Raw genomic sequence first — 18,956 nt, 5'->3', positions numbered from 1 at the left:
AAACTTATTAATGACCTGTAGCCTCACCAGCACCGCTAGGTATTCTGATATTTTCTACAATTTCTTGAACATCCTCTGGGGTCTCTTTAGTAAATTGACATACAGTCAAAGACACGATAAAGTTGGCTAACATAGCTATGGTTCCGAAACCTTCTGGAGAGACTCCAAACCACCAATCATCTTGTCCACCACCTCCAAAGAGGTCAAATTTGAATTTCAACATGTAAAACAGCATTAAAGTTACCCCTGTTATCATACCTGCAACCGCTCCTTCTCTATTCATCTTTTTATAAAAAATACCCAAAACAATAGCCGGAAAGAATGAAGCTGCAGCTAAGCCAAAGGCAAGTGCTACAACAGCCGCCACAAAACCTGGAGGATTGATTCCAAAATAACCGGCAATAACCACAGCTGCTGTAGCAGAAAGACGCGCAGCAATAAGCTCTCCTTTTTCTGAAATATCTGGCTTGATCATTTTCTTGATTAAATCATGCGAAACTGCAGAAGAAATCACCAACAGTAAACCTGCTGCTGTAGAAAGCGCAGCGGCTAAACATCCAGCGGCAACAAGTGCAATTACCCAATTAGGTAATTCAGCTATTTCTGGATTAGCCATTACCATTATATCGTTATCTACATACAGTTCATTTTGATTTTCAGATGGGTTGGTAACAATTCGCTCTCCACTTTGGCCAACACCTTCACTAAATTCTGGAGTTTTTCCATCAATAGCCACTCCTCCGTTTCTATCTGGGCCTAAGTATTGGATTTTACCATCACCATTTTTATCAGCCCAACCTATTAAGCCCAAGCTTTCCCAGTTGGTAAACCATTCTGGCATTTCTTCATAAGGTTTTTCACTAACAGTTTCAATTAAATTCACTTTAGAAAAAACAGCAACTGCTGGAGCGGTAATGTATAAAATAGCAATAAACAATAAGGCATAACCAGCTGATTTTCTAGCATCCTTAACCCGTTTAACGGTAAAGAAACGAACAATAACGTGAGGTAGTCCAGCTGTACCCACCATAAGCGCTAAAGTAATTGCAATTACATCAATCATGCTTTTAGAACCATCGGTGTATTTACTAAACCCAAGCTCATCACTTAAACCATCAATTTTATCGAGCAGATAAACATCAGGTTCACTAACCAGCGTATCCCCCATTCCTAACATAGGAACTGGATTGCCGGTTAATTGAATAGAAATAAATATAGCCGGGACCATAAACGCAAAAATCAAGACACAATATTGAGCTACTTGAGTATAAGTAATACCTTTCATCCCACCTAATACGGCATAAAAAAGAACAATGACCATTCCTATATACACACCTGTGTTAATTTCAACTTCAAGAAATCTTGAAAAAACTACCCCTACACCGCGCATTTGTCCTGCAATATAAGTAAAAGACACGATGAGCGCACAGAAAACGGCAACACCTCTAGCGGTTTTAGAATAATACCGATCACCAATAAAATCTGGGACGGTAAATTTTCCAAATTTTCTTAGATAGGGGGCGAGTAATAAGGCTAGGAGAACGTAACCTCCGGTCCATCCCATTAGGAATGTGGCACCATCATAGCCCATAAAGGCAATAATACCAGCCATAGAAATAAATGATGCAGCAGACATCCAATCGGCGGCAGTAGCCATTCCGTTTGCAATGGGGCCTACACCACCACCAGCTACGTAAAAATCTTTGGTAGATCCAGCGCGAGACCAGATAGCAATTCCAATGTAAAGGGCAAAAGTTGCACCTACAATAATATATGTTAAAATTTGAGCATCCATAGTTGTTGTTTTTATTCGTCGTATCCGTATTTTTTATCTAACTTATTCATGATTCTAACGTAAACGAAAATTAGGATTACGAATACATAAATTGAACCTTGTTGTGCAAACCAAAAGCCAAGTTTAAAACCACCCAAGCTAAATTGGTTAAGAAAATCTTTAAATAAGATTCCTGCTCCATAGGAAACCAAGAACCAAATACTGAGTAAGATGAAAAGATACTTGACGTTTTCTTTCCAATAAGCGACTGCATTTTTGTCTTTATTCTTCATTGTTTTTGAATTTTATAAATAAATCATTGCTTGAAGACTCACTCGATTAAAAGTTTGTCCGTTGAAATTCTCTCGTTGGTATTCTAAAGTAAGTTTAGAATTATGACCATTTAGGTAGGCATTGCCTCCTATTCCAAGGATGGTTCTGTCATCATCCATAGCATCAATAGTAGTTAAATTAAACGAAGCATAAGGTTGAAACCTAGTATTCTCGAATTTTCCTGGAAGCAAGTAGCCTGCATGTCCGTAAAACATATTTCCGCTAGCGTATGGACCAAACTGGTAATTTGTTCCGTAATCGTTGTACTGATATTTAGTATAAGCAGTTAATGAAGAACCATTTTCACCAAGTGGAACATCATAAAACACATCAAGCGCAAATAGATTAACATTTTCTCCTTGAAGTTCACCTTGATTATCTAAAATTACAGCTCCATCTGGATGGTGGAAAAATCCAGCTCCTATATTAAGGAGTTCTTGTGTACCAAGATAAGAGCCTACTTTATAAGGAAGAAAATTTGACTCCATGTTCAACAGATTGTAGGCAAAATAACCCGTGTAATTTTTTCCTGCATTAGCAGATCCCAATAAATTTCTTCCTTGGTACACTGCGCTTTCAGAATTTAGGCTAGTATTATCTAAGGTATTTGAAATTGATTCATTAATCGCTACATTGTATTGTAAACGACCAAAATTTCCTTTAGCAAATACACCAACATGTCGCGCAAATTGATCGGATAAACCTAGATTTGACCAAGAAGCTCGGTCGTTATCCATAGTCATAAGGTTTAGAGTACCTTGAGAGCTCAGTCTTGATAAACCATTCCAATAATGAAGTCCAGCTCCTAACACATGATTTTCAGCTACATTATATTGCGCCCAAGCATCATGCATAAAAACCTGTGGAGTACCTTCACCTCCCACTGGATGCATGTTATTTGAATTAAGCGAGTTAACGCCAATATGGGTTAATACAAGAAAATCTTTGACAATTTGTCCATAGACCAAAACTCTTGCCCGCCTTAATTGAAAAGAAAGATCAGAAGGATCAGGATCGGTATCTGAGGGGGTTCTAGAATCATCATAATTAGCTTGAACTTGTGCCCAAGTAATTATGCGCACGTATTTTTCGTCTTTATCATCAAACTTAATTTTAAATCCTCCTTTGTAATAAGGTGAACCTTGTCCGAAGCTTGAAATAATTCCTCCAAAAAGAAAAATTATTAGTATCGTAATTTTAGTATTCATTTTATAACAAGTTTTAAAAATATTAATTTGTTTTTTGCAAAAAACTTGTTTCAAACTTCAGAAGAAAGCTTTGTTAATAAAAATAGAATATATATATGGGTTAACTTCTATAGTTAATCTTTAAATCTTTCCCATTTAATCACCATGTATTTATCGCCTAATTCGGTAACTATCATTCCTGCCCCTTTAGTGTTTTCTTGGTTTGAAAAAAAGTTACTTAACTCAGATTGCCCAAGTATTTTATAGGTTGGATGATAGTCCTGGTTTTCTACTTTATGAATATTATATTTTTTCACCCAGTTCATAACACTTACATGAGAAACTCCTATAATCCGTTCTATTTCTCGATAAGTTAAGCCCTCTAAATACAATTGCAAAGCTTTCGTAACATAGTACTGATCTATTTTTTTTCCTAATTTATTAACGGTAAAATAATAATTACAAGACTTACATTTGTAACGTTGGCGGTGGTTTACTATACCGCTTTTTACAATTTTGTTGGACTGACATTGAGGACAATAATTCATATATATTATTTTAGCATAAATATATTAATTTAGCACAATATACATATTATTTTTAATAGCTAATTTTGAAGTAAAATCAGTTTTTAGTCTTTATGAAAGTTCATTATGCATAATGTGCAACAAAAATCGCTTTATACAAAACAAAATCTATTAAAAATAAAAAATAATAAGAATCTTAAATTTTATAAAGAAAGTAAAAATACTATTTACTTATCTTGAACAATCAAAAAAAGCTTCAGCAAATAAACCGAAGATTTAAAATTTTAGCAAGTTTAAGAAAACATTTTTTAGCTGATATTGAATTACTTAGATTAATTCGTTTTACCTATAAAACTTAGTCATTGTTTTATTTTTGCAATTTTTTAGCTACAACTTAAATGTTGATAAGGAGTAGTTGAAGTGTTTTTTTTTGTAGTTTAGATTTGAATTAATAAAAATCATTGTTCAATTAAAAACACAACTAAAGTTTAACTACTTAAAATAAAAACCATGAAAAATCAAAAAATAAGCCCTTCTTTAATTCGACAAGTATTTATATTACTTCTAATTATTCTTTTAGGAGGCTTAATTTTAAGTAAAACACTTACCTATTTCTCGGGAGTTTTAGGCGCAATTACTTTATTTGTTATCTTTAAATCTAGTATGTTAAAAATGCAAGAGCGCAAGTGGAACTCAATCTTAGCCAGTTCAATTATTTTAGTCATTTCTACTATTTTAATTGTATTACCAATTTTTTTAGTAATATATATGCTTTCCAATAAAATAGGACAAGCCTCAAAAAATTCGGAACAGCTGGTAAATGCATTAAAAAACCAACTAAAAATAGCAGAGGACTATATAGGTTATGATTTGGCTTCACAGCTTAATGCAAGCTCCATAACCGATTGGGTTAGCAATAGTCTTCAAAATATTGCTGTTGGTACCTTTGATGTATTTATTTCTCTTACTATCATGTACTTTATGTTGTTTTATATGTTGATAAATCACAAAGTATTAAAGTCAACTTTAGAAACTTATGTACCTATTGGAGTTGAAAATTTGAAACGAATTGGCAAAGAGGCTTTTCAAAAAGTTAGAGCTAATGCAATAGGAATTCCAATGGTAGCTATTTTTCAAGGATTCATTGCGCTAATTGGGTTTTGGATTTTTGATGTTCCTAACCCATGGTTTTGGTTTATTATTACTGCGGTTGGATCTGTTTTACCCTTTGTAGGAACAGCCATTGGCGTGGTACCTGTTTGCATTATTTTATTTGCCGAAGGCGCTACAGCAGAAGGAGTGGGAATGCTAATATATGGTTTAGTAGTAATAGGTTCTAGCGATAATTTAATTCGTTTATTTGTTTTGAAAAAAATGGCTGATGAACATCCTTTAATTACGCTTATAGGTGTAATTATAGGGGTGCCATTGTTTGGGTTTATCGGATTGATATTTGGGCCATTATTGATTTCTTTGTTTTTATTAATTGTAAAAATTTACAAAGAAGAATATGGAGCAGAAACTTATTCAAAAATCATTGATAAATAGTTTTTACTTATTTTTTTAAAGCTTGCTAAAGTCTTTACAAAAAAGGTTTTTTTTAATGTCATGAAAAGTTTTAGTTATAATTTACGACCTTTAAAATTTAAATAAAAATTGATGCAAGTAACTACCTTAAGCATATTTAAGTACACTAATTTTTCTTCTAAAATATGGGCGTTTGGGATGATGCAGTTTGCTCATCAGCATTTAAAAAAAGCGGGAGGCTGTTCTTTTTACAAACTAATGGGAAGCGGTAAAGAAGGCTTTAACCCACTGCCAGACTGGGGGGTTTATTCAATTTTACAGGTTTGGGAAACTCAAGCAGCGGCCGAAAAATTTATCTACCGTAGTGAATTATTTCAAAAATATTTCAAAAATTCTAATAAACACAGTATCTTATTTATGCGTAACATTCAAGCTAGAGGAAATTGGGGAGGAGAAAATCCATTTATTAGTCAAGATGAAGAATTAGCAAAACAGAAAATTGCAGTTATAACAAGAGCAAGTATAAAATGGTCTAAACTGATTACTTTTTGGAAATTTGTTCCAAAGTCGCAAAAGCCTCTCATTAATGCAAAAGGATTATTATACACCAAAGGTTTTGGTGAAGTTCCGTTTAAAGAAATGGCTACTTTTAGTATTTGGGAATCGAAGGAAGATTTATTTAAATTTGCTTATCAAAGTAAAGAACATATTGAAGCCATCAAAAAAACCCGTACAATTAAATGGTATAACGAAGAAATGTTTAGTCGTTTTATAATAACCAAAATTAATGGCGATTTCTTAAATTTTTAACTTTAAAATTTTTTTAATTAATATATTTTATTAAATTTACACTTTATTAATATTAATTTAAAACTAAAACCAATGAAAAAAATCACCAATTTATTTTTTGTTTTTATTGCATTTAGCACATTTTGTGTCAATGCGCAAGATTTTTCTGTTTCTTTTGAATCTGATGAAGGATTCAACTTAGGAGAAATAAATGGTCAAAACAATTGGCTATCCAATCCAGATGTATCTAGCTTAATCAACATTACTGATGAACGTTCTAGTGATGGAGACTATGCTTTACATTTAGAAAGTGATGCTGAAGGTCCTTTGCCTGACGGAGGTATTACAGGAACCATAAGTCCTGAACTAGAATTTGATGGCGAGGTAAGTCTTACCGTTGACCTTTGGATAGCTTCAGGCGATGAAGAAACATCTTCCGAATTCAATTTAATTGCACAGAGTCCAAGTCAGGAATTTTTAACCTCTCGCGTGGCTTTTTTCAATGGTGATATATTTGTTTTAAACACCAGTGCTTCAGATCCAGAGCAATTAGAATTCAATAATGTTGGGTCCTACGACGAAAATCAATGGTTTGAATTAAAAATTGATTATGATTTTCCTAATGAAACTATTGAATATTATATAGGTGACAACTTAATTCTTTCTGGTGATGTATATGCCGCTACCAATATAGAACAGCTATTATTCCTATCTTCTTTTAATCAAACTGAAATTTTTATAGATAATATTAATCTAATGACTGAAAGCATGAGTGTTGAACAAATAGCAGATATAAGCTTTAGTGTTTTTCCAAATCCAACTGTAAATCAGTTAAATATTAGCGGACAAGGAGCATCAGAGATTAATCAAATTAATATTTATAATGTAGCTGGAAAAAAGGTAAAAGCTGAGCTAAACCAAAACAACAGTATTGATGTTAGTCATTTATCATCAGGTATTTATATGATGAATATTGAAACTGAAAAAGCTAGTAAAACTATTAAATTTATTAAAAACTAAATTAATTTCTGGATTCATATTTTAAAACCGTTCTTCTTTAGAACGGTTTTTTTATTTTTGACAAAAACAAAATTTGATTTTAAAGACTTCTAATTTAGTTGTAGGTTACAAAAACACAAAGGCTACTCAAATCATTCTTTCTGATGTAAATCTTTCTATAGAAAGCGGTAAAATGATAGCTATAATTGGTGTAAATGGCTCTGGTAAATCTACTCTTTTGCGAAGTATTACAGGAGTACAAACACCTATTTCTGGTGAGGTGCTCATTAACGAAACTAACATCAATCAACTAAATGACAAGGTTTTAGCCTCAAAAATAAGCCTCGTATTAACCAATCAACATATTTCTAAAAATTTAAGTGTTTTTGAATTAATTAGTTTAGGAAGGCATCCCTATACCAATTGGTTAGGTATAAATAACGCAAGCGATAAAAAAATCATTCTTAAAGCCATTGAAGAAGTTGACCTACAAAGTTTAAAACATAAAAAATGCAATGAACTAAGCGACGGGCAATTGCAAAAAGTTCTTCTTGCTAGAGCCATTGCGCAAAATACACCATTAATCGTTTTGGATGAACCCACTACACATTTAGACATGTATCACAAAGCGCAAGTATTGCATTTACTAAAAGAAGTATGTGTAAAAACAAATAAAACCGTCATTTTTGCTTCACATGAAATCAATTTAGCCATACAACTTTGTGATCAAATTATTTTGATTAATCAAACTAAGGCTGTACAAGGAAGTCCTTCCGCATTAATTAAAAACGGTTCGTTCAATGAATTATTTCCAAAGGATTTGATTGAATTTGATCCGCTAAGTAAAAGTTTTAGAGTAGCCAATAAAAGAAACTGATTTAGGTCAGTAAATACTTTGTTTTAATCTTTAATTAGCTAACAAGCATAGTTTAATGCTTAATTTTAAATCAATTAAATATTCAAACTTATGATTTTAAAAAATAAAGTAGCATTAATAACAGGTGCAAGCAGTGGAATTGGAAAAGCAACCGCTGAATTATTTGCTCAAGAAGGAGCGCTGCTTGTACTTTCGGATATTGATGTAGATAATGGTGAAAAATTAGTAAAGCAACTTAATGGCAATAAAAAAGTTGCTGTTTTTTTAAAAGCTGATGTAGCGAATGAGAACGACCATCAAAAGTTAGTGACCCTAGCGGTTGATGAATTTGGTAAGTTAGATATAGCTATTAACAACGCTGGAGTTGGTGGCGTACAAGCAAAAACAGGAGATTATCCTACCGAAGCTTGGCATGAAGTAATCAATATAAATTTAAATGGCGTATTCTACGGAATGAAACACCAAATTCAGGCCATGAGGAAAAATGGAAAAGGAAGCATCGTCAATATCTCTTCAATTTTAGGAAGCGTAGGGACTCAAATGTCGCCCGCTTATGTAACCTCTAAACACGCCATGAACGGATTAACCAAAGCGTCTGCACTAGAGCATGCAGAAGAAAACATAAGAGTTAATTCTGTGGGACCAGGTTACATGAAAACTCCACTCTTAGCTAAAAATTTAGACGATGATACTTTGACTATGCTTACTCAATTACATGCGTTGAAGAGATTAGGAAAATCTGAAGAAGTAGCCGAGTTAATTATGTGGTTAGCCAGCGACAAAGCTTCATTTGTTACCGGCTCTTATCATCCTGTAGATGGAGGTTACCTTGCTCAATAACTTAAAAAGACATAAACCTTATTATTTCAAATGATTTTGGCAAAGTGCAAATTACCGAAGACAGGTTGTTAGGTGTTTTCATCTTTTGATGAATCATAACTATACCTTCTTCGTTCGTTTAATTCTTCGGCTTCTTCAAGCTCTTTCTTAGAAATTACTTTTAAAAAGGAAGGATGTTGTTCAATGGCATATTGAAGTTTTTCAGTAATTGCTTCAATACTTTCATTTTCATAATCAATGGCTAAAGGCTCTTTAATCACCATAGATTGTAAAATACCTCGTTTTTTAATGCTCAATCCTTTTTTATCAAATGAACGTCTAAAACCATCAATAACAATAGGTATGACAATAGGTTTTTGGTTTTTAATGATGTAAGCTGTTCCTTTTCTTATGGGCTTCCAAGGTGTGGTTGTTCCTTGTGGAAAAGTGATTAACCAACCGTCGTCTAGTGCTTTTTTTATACTTGTAATATCACTCATTTTAACTTGTCGGTTCACTTCTTTGCCTCCAGCTCGCCATGTTCTATCAATACTCACGGATCCTGCATAAGCAAATATCTTAGGAACAAAACCTTTTTTCATAGTCTCTCTTGCCGCTACATAATACAAATTCAATTTGGGATTCCACAAGTAGCCCACGTTTTTTATATTATCAACCCGCCCACTTAAACTAGCATTAAAAACATGGTACATGGCCACCACATCAGCAAAATAAGTTTGATGATTTGAAACAAAAAGTACGTTGTTATCGGGCAAATTTCGCAAGATTTCTGAACCTTCAATTTGAAGTTGATTAAAGCCTCTATATCTTCGGTGAGTTAAAACTCCCATCACTCTAATAATCCACTTCTTTAAAAATAAATAATGTCCAAACGGATTCTTCTTAAACAATCCCATGTATCGTGTTTTGAAAAACGCAAAAGTAACTAAAATTTAATAGTATGCACACAAGCCCAATGATAAAAAGGAGATTAATGCTGCTGAGAAGCTAAAACGCACTGTTTGATTTTTAATTTTCGCTCTTTAAAATTGCTTTCAATTCACTTAAAACCATTGCCGTAGCTCCCCAGACAATTTCATCCAGCAGATAAAAACATTTCACCTTTGTTTTTTTTATATAAGCCGAAGAGACTTCTTTAAATTGTATGCATTCTTCAGCAAGCAAATCTGCTAGACTAATCTCTAAAATCTCTTCTACTTCAGTAACTTGGGGTATAAAATTAGGCAACTCGTTACAACAACCTAAAAAGGGACTCACTAAAAAATTTGAGGGAGGAATATATAAAGGAGTTAAAGCTTGTATAACCTCAATTTTTTCAGAAGGAACCCCTATTTCTTCTTCTGTTTCTCGTAATGCAGTAAACTCTTCATTTACATCAGTTTTTTCATAAGCTCCTCCTGGCAAACCAATCTGATTAGAATGAACACCAGGATACTTATTCCTCCTAATTAGTGCGATACAGGCTTTTCCTTGTTGATTAGGATATACCAAGACCATTACAGAAGCTAATTTTGCTTCCAAATCAGTAAAATTTAAGGCAAGTAGTTCTTTTCTTCTGCTTTCATGCGTCATAATAGCGTGTGCATCTCTTCCGGGTAGCGGATTTTTTCTTATTTTAGCCACCAAATTTTTAAACAATGAAAAATCCATTTAAGTATTTTAGTTTAATATTAATTTTAGTCTTTTCTCTAGCTTGTGAAAGCGAAGATAAATCGAAAAAATCAAACGCTAAAAGCCAAGCTACTAAAGAAAAGCCAAAAGGAGTTGAAGAGTCTGATTTACCGGAGGTAAAACTTCCACAAGATGGAACAGAAAAGATAGATGTCTCCCATATTGAAACTATTACTCAAGAAGAATTAATTCCTTATTTAACCAAATTTGAACGCACAAATAAAGAGAGTATGGCGCGTATTACAACCGAGTTTGGAGATATTGAAATACAATTATATGCAGGACCAAGGTTGCATCGATTAAATTTTGTTCGCCTAGCAAAATTGGGTTATTTTAATACTACTTGTTTTCATCGAGTAGCCGATAATTTTGTTGTTCAGGGAGGAAATTCGGACCGTACTTCTACCTCACAAATGAGAGAAAAAATAGGAAATTACTTAATCCCAAACGAATTTAAACGTATTCATAGGCATAAATATGGAGCTCTTGCTGCGGCTAAATTTTCTGAACAGAACGTAAGCAATGCCTCGTCGCCATTTGAATTTTACATTGTTACTAAAGAAGATGGAGCCCACCACTTAGACGAGGACCACACCGTTTTTGGACGGGTGGTAAGCGGAATGGAGGTTGTTGAAAAAATAGCAAGTGTAGAAGTTAATGGAAGTGAATGGCCTATTTCTGATATTTGTATGGAAGTAGAAGTATATCGTCCTTAATAACAAACAATGCTATAATTTTAAAGGTTTGAAAATTTAAAATTATACTTTTGCAAAAGCATTTTTTAATTTTCGTAATTCCTTTTAAATTATGAGGATGATTATGTGATTATAAATAAGAAATATACATGAAAAAAACAGCTTTAAATCAAGTACATCATCAACTAGGTGCTAAAATGGTACCCTTTGCCGGTTATGAGATGCCAGTATCCTATCAAGGTGTAAATAGCGAGCACGAAAACGTAAGAAAAAACTTGGGAGTTTTTGACGTTTCCCACATGGGTGAGTTTTTTGTTACCGGACCTGAGACCATCGATTTAATTCAGAAAATAACTTCTAATGATGCTTCTAAAATGGTTGATGGGCAAGCTCAATACACTTGTCTTCCCAATGAAAACGGAGGTATTATAGACGATTTGATTATCTATCGATTTTCTGCTGAAAAGTTTCTGCTTGTGGTGAATGCTTCTAATATTGAAAAAGATTGGAATTGGATTAATCAACACAATACTTTTGATGCACAATTGGACAATCAATCTGATGCTTACTCACTTTTAGCCATTCAGGGTCCAAAAGCAGTTGAAGCAATGCAAAGTTTGACTTCCGAAAATTTAAGCGAAATTAAATTCTATCACTTTAAAGAAACTGATTTTGCGGGATGTAACGATGTAATTATTTCGGCAACAGGTTATACTGGAAGCGGAGGTTTTGAAATTTACTTTAAAAATGAAGACGCTGAAAAAATATGGCATGCTGTCATGAATGCAGGAAAAGAATTTGGTATTCAGCCAACAGGGTTAGCGGCAAGAGACACACTTCGGTTAGAAATGGGTTTCTGCCTTTACGGAAATGATATTGATGAAACCACCTCTCCTATTGAAGCAAAATTAGGTTGGATTACAAAATTTACCAAAGATTTTATTAATGCTGATGCTTTAAAAAAGGAAAAAGAAGAAGGTGCTAAAAGAAAACTTGTTGGTTTTGAATTAGAAGATAAAGGAATTCCAAGAAAAGACTATCCAATTCTTAACGAAAATAATGAAGAAATTGGCATAGTTACTTCAGGTACCATGTCGCCTAGCTTAAAAAAAGCAATTGGAATGGGGTATGTAAAAACTGAATTTTCTAAGTTAGATACGCCTATTTATATTCAGGTAAGGAAAAAGAAAATACCAGCTAAAGTGGTTAAAACTCCATTTTACAAAGCTTAACCTAGTTTTAAAACTAAAAAAACAGGCGCAACTTGTTGTGCCTGTTTTTTTATTGAATTACTCCCATTTCATAGGTGTTTATTGAAAATTAAGCTAAATTGAAAAAGAGTTTTTTATGAATGAAGTTAAGTATAGCGATTAATTGAACTACAATTTCAAATTTTAAGAATAGTTATATTGTAATTAGAATAGAGTTGAAATACTTAAAACCACTTAGCTGAATGAAAAAAACTATCAGAAATAAGTTAGAGAACAAGAGTTAATATTAAATTGGTGCTTTATGGCAAAGAAAAGTAAGCGCATATTAATTTTAGGAGGAAGTGGTTTTTTGGGAGGACAACTCTACAAAGAACTGCAAGCCTATTTTGATGTTTATGCCACCTACGCTACAGGGCTACCAAAACTCCATAAGAACAAACGCTTTGAACAATGGGATGCGCAAGAAGAAAGTCCGTTTTACTTTATTAAGCAATTTAAACCAGATGTGGTTATTTCTGCCTTTAGGACAGAAGCTACCAACCAAGTTGAAGTCCATCAGGAATTAGCACACTTAGCGCTTAATTTTGGTTTTCAAATTCTGTATTTTTCATCTTCAAATGTATTTGATGCATTCACCAATTATCCTTCTTACGAATACGATAAAACACTTTCATTAAGTAAGTATGGTAAGTTTCAAATCAAAATTGAAAATTTATTGATGCGTCTGCCAGATGCCCATTATTGTATTGCAAGATTACCTATGATTTTCGGGCACGATTCGCCTAGAATTAAGAAAATAAAACACTTATTCGAACTTAACGAAGCTATAGAAGTTTTTCCTAATGTAGTGATTAATGCTACTGTATTCTCAAAATTAACGCAGCAAATTCACTATATCATAAATCAGAATTTAAATGGAATCTACCACCTAGGAAGCTCAGATTTAATTCATCATAACGAGTTAATTGAAGAAATTTGCTTTAAACTTCAACTCGAAGACCCTTTATTTAAACAAGTATATGATGCTAACGAAGACCGATTTTTAGCTCCTGTTCCAAAACACCACTTACTTCCATCTCATCTGCAAATTAGCATGGATGAAGTCATTTTAAAATCCATAGAAATCAAATAGGTTTCAATTCTGCCAGGTAATCATAATGCGCACCAGAGGCCAATAAATGACAAGAGAACCCGTTTAATTTAGCTTGCTTTTTAAGCTCTTCAAAACTAATATACAGCCAGTCAAATTCATCTGAAAAAATGGTTTCATAGCCAATTTGATAGCGCATTTCTCCGTAATAAGTAGGTTTTTCATTAAGCTCCTCTTTATCAAACAAATAAACTAAATCTGAAGAATCTAAGATTAGTTTTCCGTGAGGTAGAAGTAGCTTTTTTACCTGTTCAAAAAAATTAGGTAAAAAGGCTAAAGTTCCAACAATTCCAATGCCGTTCATAAGCATTAATAAAGTATCAAATTTTTCAGTAGCTGAAAAGTTAAAGAAGTTGGTTAGCTCAACTTGCTTTACGCCTCTCATTTTAGCGACTTCTATTGAGCCAGGAGATTGGTCTATGGCTTTTACATTTAGATGTAATTTATTTTGTAAATAAAGCGAGTGACTTCCTACCCCTGCTCCAACATCTAATACATTTCCAGAAGCATTGGCTAAGGCTTTTCGTTCTAAAATTGGCATTTCATCAAAAGCTCTAAACAGATAATCTACCGGAATATAATCTGGTTCAAAATTTTCTGCAAACACGTGAATGTCTTTAACTTGCTTGGTTTTAAAAAAATCTAATGCGGCTTGGCCAAAAACATCTTTTTGTTTTGGTACTATTAAATTTGATAAGTAGTTTTGCTCCATGAAAGAAGTTTTAAAGAATTTACCTCAACGCGCCAAAGATACACATAATGAAAGAGCAAAGTTTTTTAAAAAGCTGAAAAAAAAGCCGCCAAAAAACTTAGATCTAATCATGCAGGATTTACACGACGAAGAGTTTGAAAAAACTAATTGTTTAAATTGTGCTAATTGTTGTAAGACAACTGGTCCTCTATTTACTGAAAAAGATATTATTAGAATAAGTAAGTTTTTAAAAATGAAACCCCAAGTTTTTATTGATACGTACCTACAAATTGATGAAGACAAGGATTATGTTTTACAACAAGTGCCGTGTACTTTTTTGCTTCCAGACAATACTTGTTTAATTTACGAACAAAGACCCAAGGCTTGCGCTGAATTTCCGCATACTAATCGCAAAAAATTTCATCAAATTACCAATCTAACGCAAAAAAATGTAGCCATCTGTCCCGCTGCTTATAATATTGTAGAAAAGATGCAAGAAAAAATTAAGTAACTTCTTTTTTTATTCTGTGAGTAAAGCTAATGCTAAATTGGTATCTTTAGTATAAAATCAAAGCTTCAATTAAAAATAATACAACCAGTTATTTTTAAAAATAACTGGTTGTATTTATAAGCTCATTTCGTCTGAGGAAGCTATACTTTAATTTTCCTTTTTACTTTCTTCTTTTTTATTTTCTTCTTCTTGGTTGGCTTCTTCTTCCTCCTTAGAAAAATCGATTATTCCTTTTTCTACCAACAAGTTATACCACTGTATGATTTTTTTTATGTCGCTTGCATACACACGGTCTTCATCGTATTCAGGTAAAATTTCTTGAAATAAATCTTCCAATTCTGTTTTAGATGATTTATGAGAAATGGTTTTTTTAAAGTTGTTTTTCTCTCCTATAGCCTGAAAAACTTCTCTAAGTGGAACTTCTTCAGTATAGGTATAAATAGCAATTTCTGCCAAAATACTAATATTGTTTTGAATATTAACGGGAAGTTTTTTTCCGTCAACTAAAGATTGAGCAACAACGCCATTTCTTGTTTGTGCTTTAATTTCCCATAGACCAGGGCGACCAGCAATAGATAGTATTTTATCGAAGTTCATTTATCTGTTTTATTGTTTTTGGTGCGCAAATATGCAACCTCTTAATTTGTTGGCAAAATCAAATGAGTAAAAAAATGATTTTTACCTTCTTTTATTGGCTAGTGGAAACTTCATTTTGTAGTCAATATCTACTTTTCCTTTTTCTATAGCTTTAAGTTTTCCTTTAATTAATCGTTTTTTTAAACTTGAAAGATGGTCTGTAAAAAGAATTCCTTCTATGTGGTCATATTCATGTTGAACAACTCTTGCGGCTAATCCTGATAATTCCTCTTTTTGCTGATTAAAATTTTGGTCCAAATACTCAATTACTATATCAGGTTTTCTAAACACATCCTCCCTAACATTAGGGATACTCAAACAACCTTCGTTAAAATCCCACTCGTCTCCTTCTTCTACTAGAATTTTTGGATTAATAAAAGTCTTTTTGAACGATTTTAACTGCTGTTTTTCTGCTTCGTTTAAGTCTTCATCTTCAGCAAACGGACTTGCATCAACAATAAACAACCGAATAGGTAAGCCAATTTGTGGGGCAGCTAAACCTACTCCATGCGCATTGTACATGGTTTCCCACATATTATCTATCAGTGTGTTAAGCTCGGGATAGTCTTGGTCTATTTCTTTAGCTTTCTTTTTTAACACTGGGTTTCCGTAGGCAACTATAGGAAGAATCATAATTTTCGAATTTTAATTGTACATATAAGATTGTAAAATAATGGTGGCGCTCATTTGGTCTATAGCTCCTTTTTCTCTTCGTTTTTTCTTTTTCATACCGCCATCAATTAGGCTTTGAACCGCCATTTTAGAAGTAAATCTTTCGTCTATACGTTCTATTTTAATCTGCGGAAATAAAACCGAAAAATCCTCAATAAAATAAGTGATATTGGTTTCTAGAGCGGTAGGCGTTCCATCGGTATGAAATGGTGCTCCCACTACCAAAGTATCTACTTCTTCTTCTGGAATAAAGCTTTCTAAAAAACGCATCAAATCTTTCGTTTCTACTGTTTTTAAACCTGAAGCTACCATCTTTAAATCGTCAGAAATGGCAATTCCAGTTCGCTTCATTCCAAAATCTAAGGCCATTATTTTTGCCATCTTTTCTTTTTCTACGGCACAAATTTAATTAATACTTAAAGAAAAGGAAAGTAAAAGAAGATTTAAATACCTAGACTGAATAAATCCTTAGTTAAGTCTCTTGTTTGAAGCACAAATAAAGCTTCTCTCCTACTCTTTTTTGGCTCAAGACATCCATAGAACGCTGTGGAAAAACCAGTACTCTTGGGTAACCTCCGCTAACTTGTGCATCTTTCATTAAAACAATCAATTTTCCTGAAGGTGTTAATTGAACACAACCCGGTTGGATTACATTGGTTAAAATAGAATGTGAAGTTAACTTCAATGCAGGAAGTAATTCAATTCCCATTCGGTTAGATTTTTTACTTACTTGAAATTCGCCCGTCTTTAATTGAGGTAAAAGTTGCTTGGCATACTGCTTAAATTCTGGCCCTTTTTCAACTTCAATCTCAGATAAAAAATAATGTTGATTTTCTACTGAAACATGAGCATTCAAATGAAGTTTATTGAACTCTAAACTTACTTTGTTTAACTGTATTTCTTGATTCTTTTGAAGCTTTAGGTGCTTTGTTAAAGGATGAAAATGCGAAGCACTTCCTAAAGTATGCACTACATTAAAACCACCATGAACTGCAAAATAAACTCGATTTCCTTGAGTAATTCTTGAAATCTCTAAAACATCGCCGCCTTTCACAACAAAAGCAAAATTAATTTTCTTCTGCTGCCCATTTACAAAAACCTCAGCTCCTAATCCAGTTACACAAATTAAGGCTGAATGTAAAAACTTTAATTCTGGCCCTTTCAGGCTTATTTCTAAAACCGCCTCTTTTACCGAATTTTGCACAAGCGTATTGGCTAACTTGGCATGATATTCGTCCATAATTCCAGCTACAGGACAACCTAAATGAGCATAATCTGCTCTACCTAAATCCTGAAAACTAGTGTGCATTCCAGGCGAAATAACTTCTATACTTTTCATGAGTTCTTAGTAGTAAGAGATTTGTATTCGTCTAGGCTAATCGATTTAAACTTGAGCTTATTACCCGCTTGAAAATCAACTGGTTTTGTTGCACTAGCATCAAATAATTGCTGTGGAGTTTTGCCTATAATGTGCCATCCGCCAGGACTATCTTGAGGGTAAATACCCGTTTGTTCATAACCTATCCCCACACTTCCAGCTTCAATAGTTGGTGAAGGGGTGTTTTTTCTAGGGAAAAATAATTTTTTATTCAAGCCTCCTAAGTACAAAAAGCCTGGTAAAAAACCAATGAAATAAACAAGGTATTGAGGAGAAGTATGTAATTCAATTAACTCCTCTAAAGACAGTTTTTTATGTTTTAAAAAATAGCCTAAATCAGGAGCTATTTCAGGAGAATAACAAACGGGAACTTCAATGGTTTTTGAGGTTAAAGATAGATTTAAGGCTTCTTCTTCAGTTGATAAAAAAACTTCTTTTAACTGTTCAAGCTTTTCATTTATGTCTTCAAAATAAGGAAATCGTACACCAATTTCTGCATAAGTAAAATACACATAAGCAGCAGGAAAAAGCTTTTCAATTTTACTTTTTATGTGTAAAATGGCTTGTAAGTTTGATGGGCTTATTTCCTGTTTTAGCTGAATTAATAAAAATTGATTATTCAGTTTAAAGAAATCCTGTATATGGTAATTGTAATTAACCAATTTGAATATTGTTTTTTTGTAAGGTTTTATGAATACACGATGCAATTTGAATTGCGTTTGGAGTATCACTATGCAAACAAACTGTTTGGAAATCAAAGTCTATAATTTCCCCCTCTAAACTAATTACTTGTTTGGTAAGTATCATTTTTAAAAGTCGCTCTGCAATAACTTCTGGTGATGTAATAACAGCTTTGGGCAAACTTCTAGGTACTAATTGTAAATTGCTTTGATAGTTTCTATCGGCAAAAGCTTCAGTGCTTATTTTAAATCCTTCTTGTAAAGCAAGTTCTTTCATTTTTGAACCAGGAGCAACGTATAATTCACCTTCAAATCCAAAATCATAAAACAGCTCTAAAATCACTTCAGCTTTAGCTTCATCAAAAAACAAATCGTTATATAATGCGCCATGAGGTTTCCAATGATTAACTGTCAACTTATTTTTGCTGGCTATTTCGTGAAAATTTTCTAACTGAAAAGCCAAATCGGTATATAACTTTAAAGAGGAGATTTTAATAGACTTACGACCAAAATTTTCAAAATCTTTATACGAAGGATGGGCACCAATTTTAAGGTTATTTTTCTTGGCTAAATCAAGACTAGCCTGCATTGACTTAATGTTCCCTGCATGACCTCCGCAAGCAATATTGCAAGAACTTATAAACGGCATAATAGAAGCATCAAGAGCGCCGCCTTCACCTAAATCGCTGTTAATATCAATTTTTGGTTGCATTTTTTGAATGGATTAAAATTTAGTTTAATAACTAGTAAGAATTTAAGCTAATTTTTAGACACAAAAGCAAAAAATCATAGATTGGTAAAAATAAAG

At 33.1% G+C, this 18,956-nt stretch carries 21 protein-coding genes and 1 pseudogene; 9 read left to right on the top strand and 13 right to left on the bottom strand.

Features of this window, described 5'->3' with window-relative positions; genetic code table 11:
- Window positions 1-7: 7 nt before the first annotated feature.
- The 4 genes from G7034_RS11625 to G7034_RS11610 form a co-directional block, all read right to left on the bottom strand.
- Entirely contained in the window at window positions 8-1,795 is a 1,788-nt protein-coding gene (locus tag G7034_RS11625) for a sodium:solute symporter family protein (RefSeq protein ID WP_166401125.1), read from the bottom strand.
- A gap of 11 nt (window positions 1,796-1,806) precedes the next feature.
- Window positions 1,807-2,067, bottom strand: a complete 261-nt coding sequence (locus G7034_RS11620) for a DUF4212 domain-containing protein (protein ID WP_166401124.1) — start codon at window positions 2,065-2,067, stop codon at window positions 1,807-1,809.
- 12 nt (window positions 2,068-2,079) lie between these two features.
- The gene (locus tag G7034_RS11615) at window positions 2,080-3,315 is read right to left on the bottom strand and encodes a hypothetical protein (RefSeq protein WP_166401123.1); all 1,236 of its coding nucleotides are present in this window, start codon (window positions 3,313-3,315) and stop codon (window positions 2,080-2,082) included.
- A 113-nt stretch (window positions 3,316-3,428) separates the two neighbouring features.
- Entirely contained in the window at window positions 3,429-3,842 is a 414-nt protein-coding gene (locus G7034_RS11610) for an IS1/IS1595 family N-terminal zinc-binding domain-containing protein (protein WP_166401122.1), read from the bottom strand.
- A gap of 489 nt (window positions 3,843-4,331) precedes the next feature.
- On the opposite strand from G7034_RS11610, the gene G7034_RS11605 reads away from it, so the two are divergent.
- The 5 genes and pseudogenes from G7034_RS11605 (at window position 4,332) to G7034_RS11585 (ending at window position 8,853) form a co-directional block, all read left to right on the top strand.
- Window positions 4,332-5,369, top strand: coding sequence for an AI-2E family transporter (locus tag G7034_RS11605; RefSeq protein ID WP_166401121.1), 1,038 nt, complete (start codon window positions 4,332-4,334; stop codon window positions 5,367-5,369).
- Window positions 5,370-5,480: 111 nt separating this feature from the next.
- Window positions 5,481-6,158, top strand: a complete 678-nt coding sequence (locus G7034_RS11600; RefSeq protein WP_166401120.1) for a DUF3291 domain-containing protein — start codon at window positions 5,481-5,483, stop codon at window positions 6,156-6,158.
- A gap of 72 nt (window positions 6,159-6,230) precedes the next feature.
- Complete coding sequence (locus G7034_RS11595) at window positions 6,231-7,157, top strand: T9SS type A sorting domain-containing protein (RefSeq protein WP_166401119.1); 927 nt, start codon at window positions 6,231-6,233, stop codon at window positions 7,155-7,157.
- 124 nt (window positions 7,158-7,281) lie between these two features.
- Window positions 7,282-8,013: pseudogene (locus tag G7034_RS11590) on the top strand (ABC transporter ATP-binding protein); the annotation flags it as partial.
- 90 nt (window positions 8,014-8,103) lie between these two features.
- A complete protein-coding gene (locus G7034_RS11585) occupies window positions 8,104-8,853 on the top strand; it encodes an SDR family NAD(P)-dependent oxidoreductase (RefSeq protein ID WP_187349898.1) in 750 nt (249 codons plus the stop codon).
- A gap of 68 nt (window positions 8,854-8,921) precedes the next feature.
- Here the strand turns inward: G7034_RS11585 and G7034_RS11580 are convergent, their stop codons facing one another.
- Both G7034_RS11580 and G7034_RS11575 read right to left on the bottom strand, forming a co-directional pair.
- Window positions 8,922-9,749: a lysophospholipid acyltransferase family protein gene (locus tag G7034_RS11580; RefSeq protein ID WP_166401118.1), complete on the bottom strand. Its 828-nt coding sequence runs from the start codon at window positions 9,747-9,749 to the stop codon at window positions 8,922-8,924.
- A 112-nt stretch (window positions 9,750-9,861) separates the two neighbouring features.
- Window positions 9,862-10,503 carry an NUDIX hydrolase gene (locus G7034_RS11575; protein ID WP_166401117.1) on the bottom strand — a complete coding sequence of 214 codons (642 nt, stop codon included), beginning with the start codon at window positions 10,501-10,503 and terminating at the stop codon, window positions 9,862-9,864.
- Between G7034_RS11575 and G7034_RS11570 the strand changes: the two genes are divergently transcribed.
- The 3 genes from G7034_RS11570 to G7034_RS11560 all read left to right on the top strand — a co-directional run bounded on the left by G7034_RS11570 (window position 10,491) and on the right by G7034_RS11560 (window position 13,562).
- Window positions 10,491-11,240 (top strand): peptidylprolyl isomerase, encoded by a 750-nt coding sequence (locus tag G7034_RS11570; protein WP_166401116.1) that lies wholly within the window; start codon window positions 10,491-10,493, stop codon window positions 11,238-11,240. The genes G7034_RS11575 and G7034_RS11570 overlap by 13 nt on opposite strands.
- A 128-nt stretch (window positions 11,241-11,368) precedes the next feature.
- Window positions 11,369-12,451 carry a glycine cleavage system aminomethyltransferase GcvT gene (gene gcvT, locus G7034_RS11565; protein WP_166401115.1) on the top strand — a complete coding sequence of 361 codons (1,083 nt, stop codon included), beginning with the start codon at window positions 11,369-11,371 and terminating at the stop codon, window positions 12,449-12,451.
- Window positions 12,452-12,731: 280 nt separating this feature from the next.
- Entirely contained in the window at window positions 12,732-13,562 is an 831-nt protein-coding gene (locus G7034_RS11560) for a sugar nucleotide-binding protein (protein WP_166401114.1), read from the top strand.
- Here G7034_RS11560 and G7034_RS11555 read toward each other — a convergent pair.
- Complete coding sequence (locus G7034_RS11555) at window positions 13,555-14,292, bottom strand: class I SAM-dependent methyltransferase (RefSeq protein WP_166401113.1); 738 nt, start codon at window positions 14,290-14,292, stop codon at window positions 13,555-13,557. The two genes, G7034_RS11560 and G7034_RS11555, sit on opposite strands and share 8 nt — an antisense overlap.
- On the opposite strand from G7034_RS11555, the gene G7034_RS11550 reads away from it, so the two are divergent.
- Window positions 14,291-14,782, top strand: coding sequence for a YkgJ family cysteine cluster protein (locus G7034_RS11550; protein WP_166401112.1), 492 nt, complete (start codon window positions 14,291-14,293; stop codon window positions 14,780-14,782). The two genes, G7034_RS11555 and G7034_RS11550, sit on opposite strands and share 2 nt — an antisense overlap.
- A 147-nt stretch (window positions 14,783-14,929) precedes the next feature.
- Here G7034_RS11550 and G7034_RS11545 read toward each other — a convergent pair whose 3' ends face one another.
- The 6 genes from G7034_RS11545 to pxpA form a co-directional block, all read right to left on the bottom strand.
- The gene (locus tag G7034_RS11545; RefSeq protein ID WP_166401111.1) at window positions 14,930-15,379 is read right to left on the bottom strand and encodes a DUF5606 family protein; all 450 of its coding nucleotides are present in this window, start codon (window positions 15,377-15,379) and stop codon (window positions 14,930-14,932) included.
- An 81-nt stretch (window positions 15,380-15,460) separates the two neighbouring features.
- A complete protein-coding gene (def, locus tag G7034_RS11540) occupies window positions 15,461-16,051 on the bottom strand; it encodes a peptide deformylase (RefSeq protein ID WP_166401110.1) in 591 nt (196 codons plus the stop codon).
- Between the two features lie 12 nt (window positions 16,052-16,063).
- A complete protein-coding gene (ruvX, locus tag G7034_RS11535) occupies window positions 16,064-16,471 on the bottom strand; it encodes a Holliday junction resolvase RuvX (RefSeq protein WP_166401109.1) in 408 nt (135 codons plus the stop codon).
- A 91-nt stretch (window positions 16,472-16,562) separates the two neighbouring features.
- Complete coding sequence (locus tag G7034_RS11530) at window positions 16,563-17,429, bottom strand: 5-oxoprolinase subunit C family protein (RefSeq protein WP_166401108.1); 867 nt, start codon at window positions 17,427-17,429, stop codon at window positions 16,563-16,565.
- The gene (pxpB, locus tag G7034_RS11525; RefSeq protein WP_166401107.1) at window positions 17,426-18,130 is read right to left on the bottom strand and encodes a 5-oxoprolinase subunit PxpB; all 705 of its coding nucleotides are present in this window, start codon (window positions 18,128-18,130) and stop codon (window positions 17,426-17,428) included. Before pxpB ends, G7034_RS11530 begins: the two co-directional genes overlap by 4 nt.
- On the bottom strand, window positions 18,123-18,860 hold the full coding sequence (gene pxpA / locus G7034_RS11520) for a 5-oxoprolinase subunit PxpA (protein ID WP_166401106.1): 738 nt from the start codon (window positions 18,858-18,860) through the stop codon (window positions 18,123-18,125). Before pxpA ends, pxpB begins: the two co-directional genes overlap by 8 nt.
- Window positions 18,861-18,956 lie beyond the last annotated feature (96 nt).

The sequence above is a fragment of the Psychroflexus maritimus genome (genome assembly GCF_011089875.1).
Lineage (GTDB): Bacteria > Bacteroidota > Bacteroidia > Flavobacteriales > Flavobacteriaceae > Psychroflexus > Psychroflexus maritimus.
This window is presented reverse-complemented; position numbering and strand designations above follow the sequence as displayed.

Bases quoted from the DNA above. Each gene is read 5' to 3' on its own strand.
- G7034_RS11605 (WP_166401121.1), top strand. From the start codon at position 4,332: ATGAAAAATCAAAAAATAAGCCCTTCTTTAATTCGACAAGTATTTATA.
- G7034_RS11560 (WP_166401114.1), top strand. From the start codon at position 12,732: ATGGCAAAGAAAAGTAAGCGCATATTAATTTTAGGAGGAAGTGGTTTT.
- G7034_RS11570 (WP_166401116.1), top strand. From the start codon at position 10,491: ATGAAAAATCCATTTAAGTATTTTAGTTTAATATTAATTTTAGTCTTT.
- G7034_RS11615 (WP_166401123.1), bottom strand. From the start codon at position 3,315: ATGAATACTAAAATTACGATACTAATAATTTTTCTTTTTGGAGGAATT.
- G7034_RS11530 (WP_166401108.1), bottom strand. From the start codon at position 17,429: ATGAAAAGTATAGAAGTTATTTCGCCTGGAATGCACACTAGTTTTCAG.
- def (WP_166401110.1), bottom strand. From the start codon at position 16,051: ATGATTCTTCCTATAGTTGCCTACGGAAACCCAGTGTTAAAAAAGAAA.
- G7034_RS11625 (WP_166401125.1), bottom strand. From the start codon at position 1,795: ATGGATGCTCAAATTTTAACATATATTATTGTAGGTGCAACTTTTGCC.
- pxpA (WP_166401106.1), bottom strand. From the start codon at position 18,860: ATGCAACCAAAAATTGATATTAACAGCGATTTAGGTGAAGGCGGCGCT.
- G7034_RS11545 (WP_166401111.1), bottom strand. From the start codon at position 15,379: ATGAACTTCGATAAAATACTATCTATTGCTGGTCGCCCTGGTCTATGG.
- ruvX (WP_166401109.1), bottom strand. From the start codon at position 16,471: ATGGCAAAAATAATGGCCTTAGATTTTGGAATGAAGCGAACTGGAATT.
- G7034_RS11575 (WP_166401117.1), bottom strand. From the start codon at position 10,503: ATGGATTTTTCATTGTTTAAAAATTTGGTGGCTAAAATAAGAAAAAAT.
- G7034_RS11595 (WP_166401119.1), top strand. From the start codon at position 6,231: ATGAAAAAAATCACCAATTTATTTTTTGTTTTTATTGCATTTAGCACA.
- G7034_RS11555 (WP_166401113.1), bottom strand. From the start codon at position 14,292: ATGGAGCAAAACTACTTATCAAATTTAATAGTACCAAAACAAAAAGAT.
- G7034_RS11600 (WP_166401120.1), top strand. From the start codon at position 5,481: ATGCAAGTAACTACCTTAAGCATATTTAAGTACACTAATTTTTCTTCT.
- G7034_RS11550 (WP_166401112.1), top strand. From the start codon at position 14,291: ATGAAAGAAGTTTTAAAGAATTTACCTCAACGCGCCAAAGATACACAT.
- G7034_RS11585 (WP_187349898.1), top strand. From the start codon at position 8,104: ATGATTTTAAAAAATAAAGTAGCATTAATAACAGGTGCAAGCAGTGGA.
- G7034_RS11610 (WP_166401122.1), bottom strand. From the start codon at position 3,842: ATGAATTATTGTCCTCAATGTCAGTCCAACAAAATTGTAAAAAGCGGT.
- gcvT (WP_166401115.1), top strand. From the start codon at position 11,369: ATGAAAAAAACAGCTTTAAATCAAGTACATCATCAACTAGGTGCTAAA.
- G7034_RS11580 (WP_166401118.1), bottom strand. From the start codon at position 9,749: ATGGGATTGTTTAAGAAGAATCCGTTTGGACATTATTTATTTTTAAAG.
- G7034_RS11620 (WP_166401124.1), bottom strand. From the start codon at position 2,067: ATGAAGAATAAAGACAAAAATGCAGTCGCTTATTGGAAAGAAAACGTC.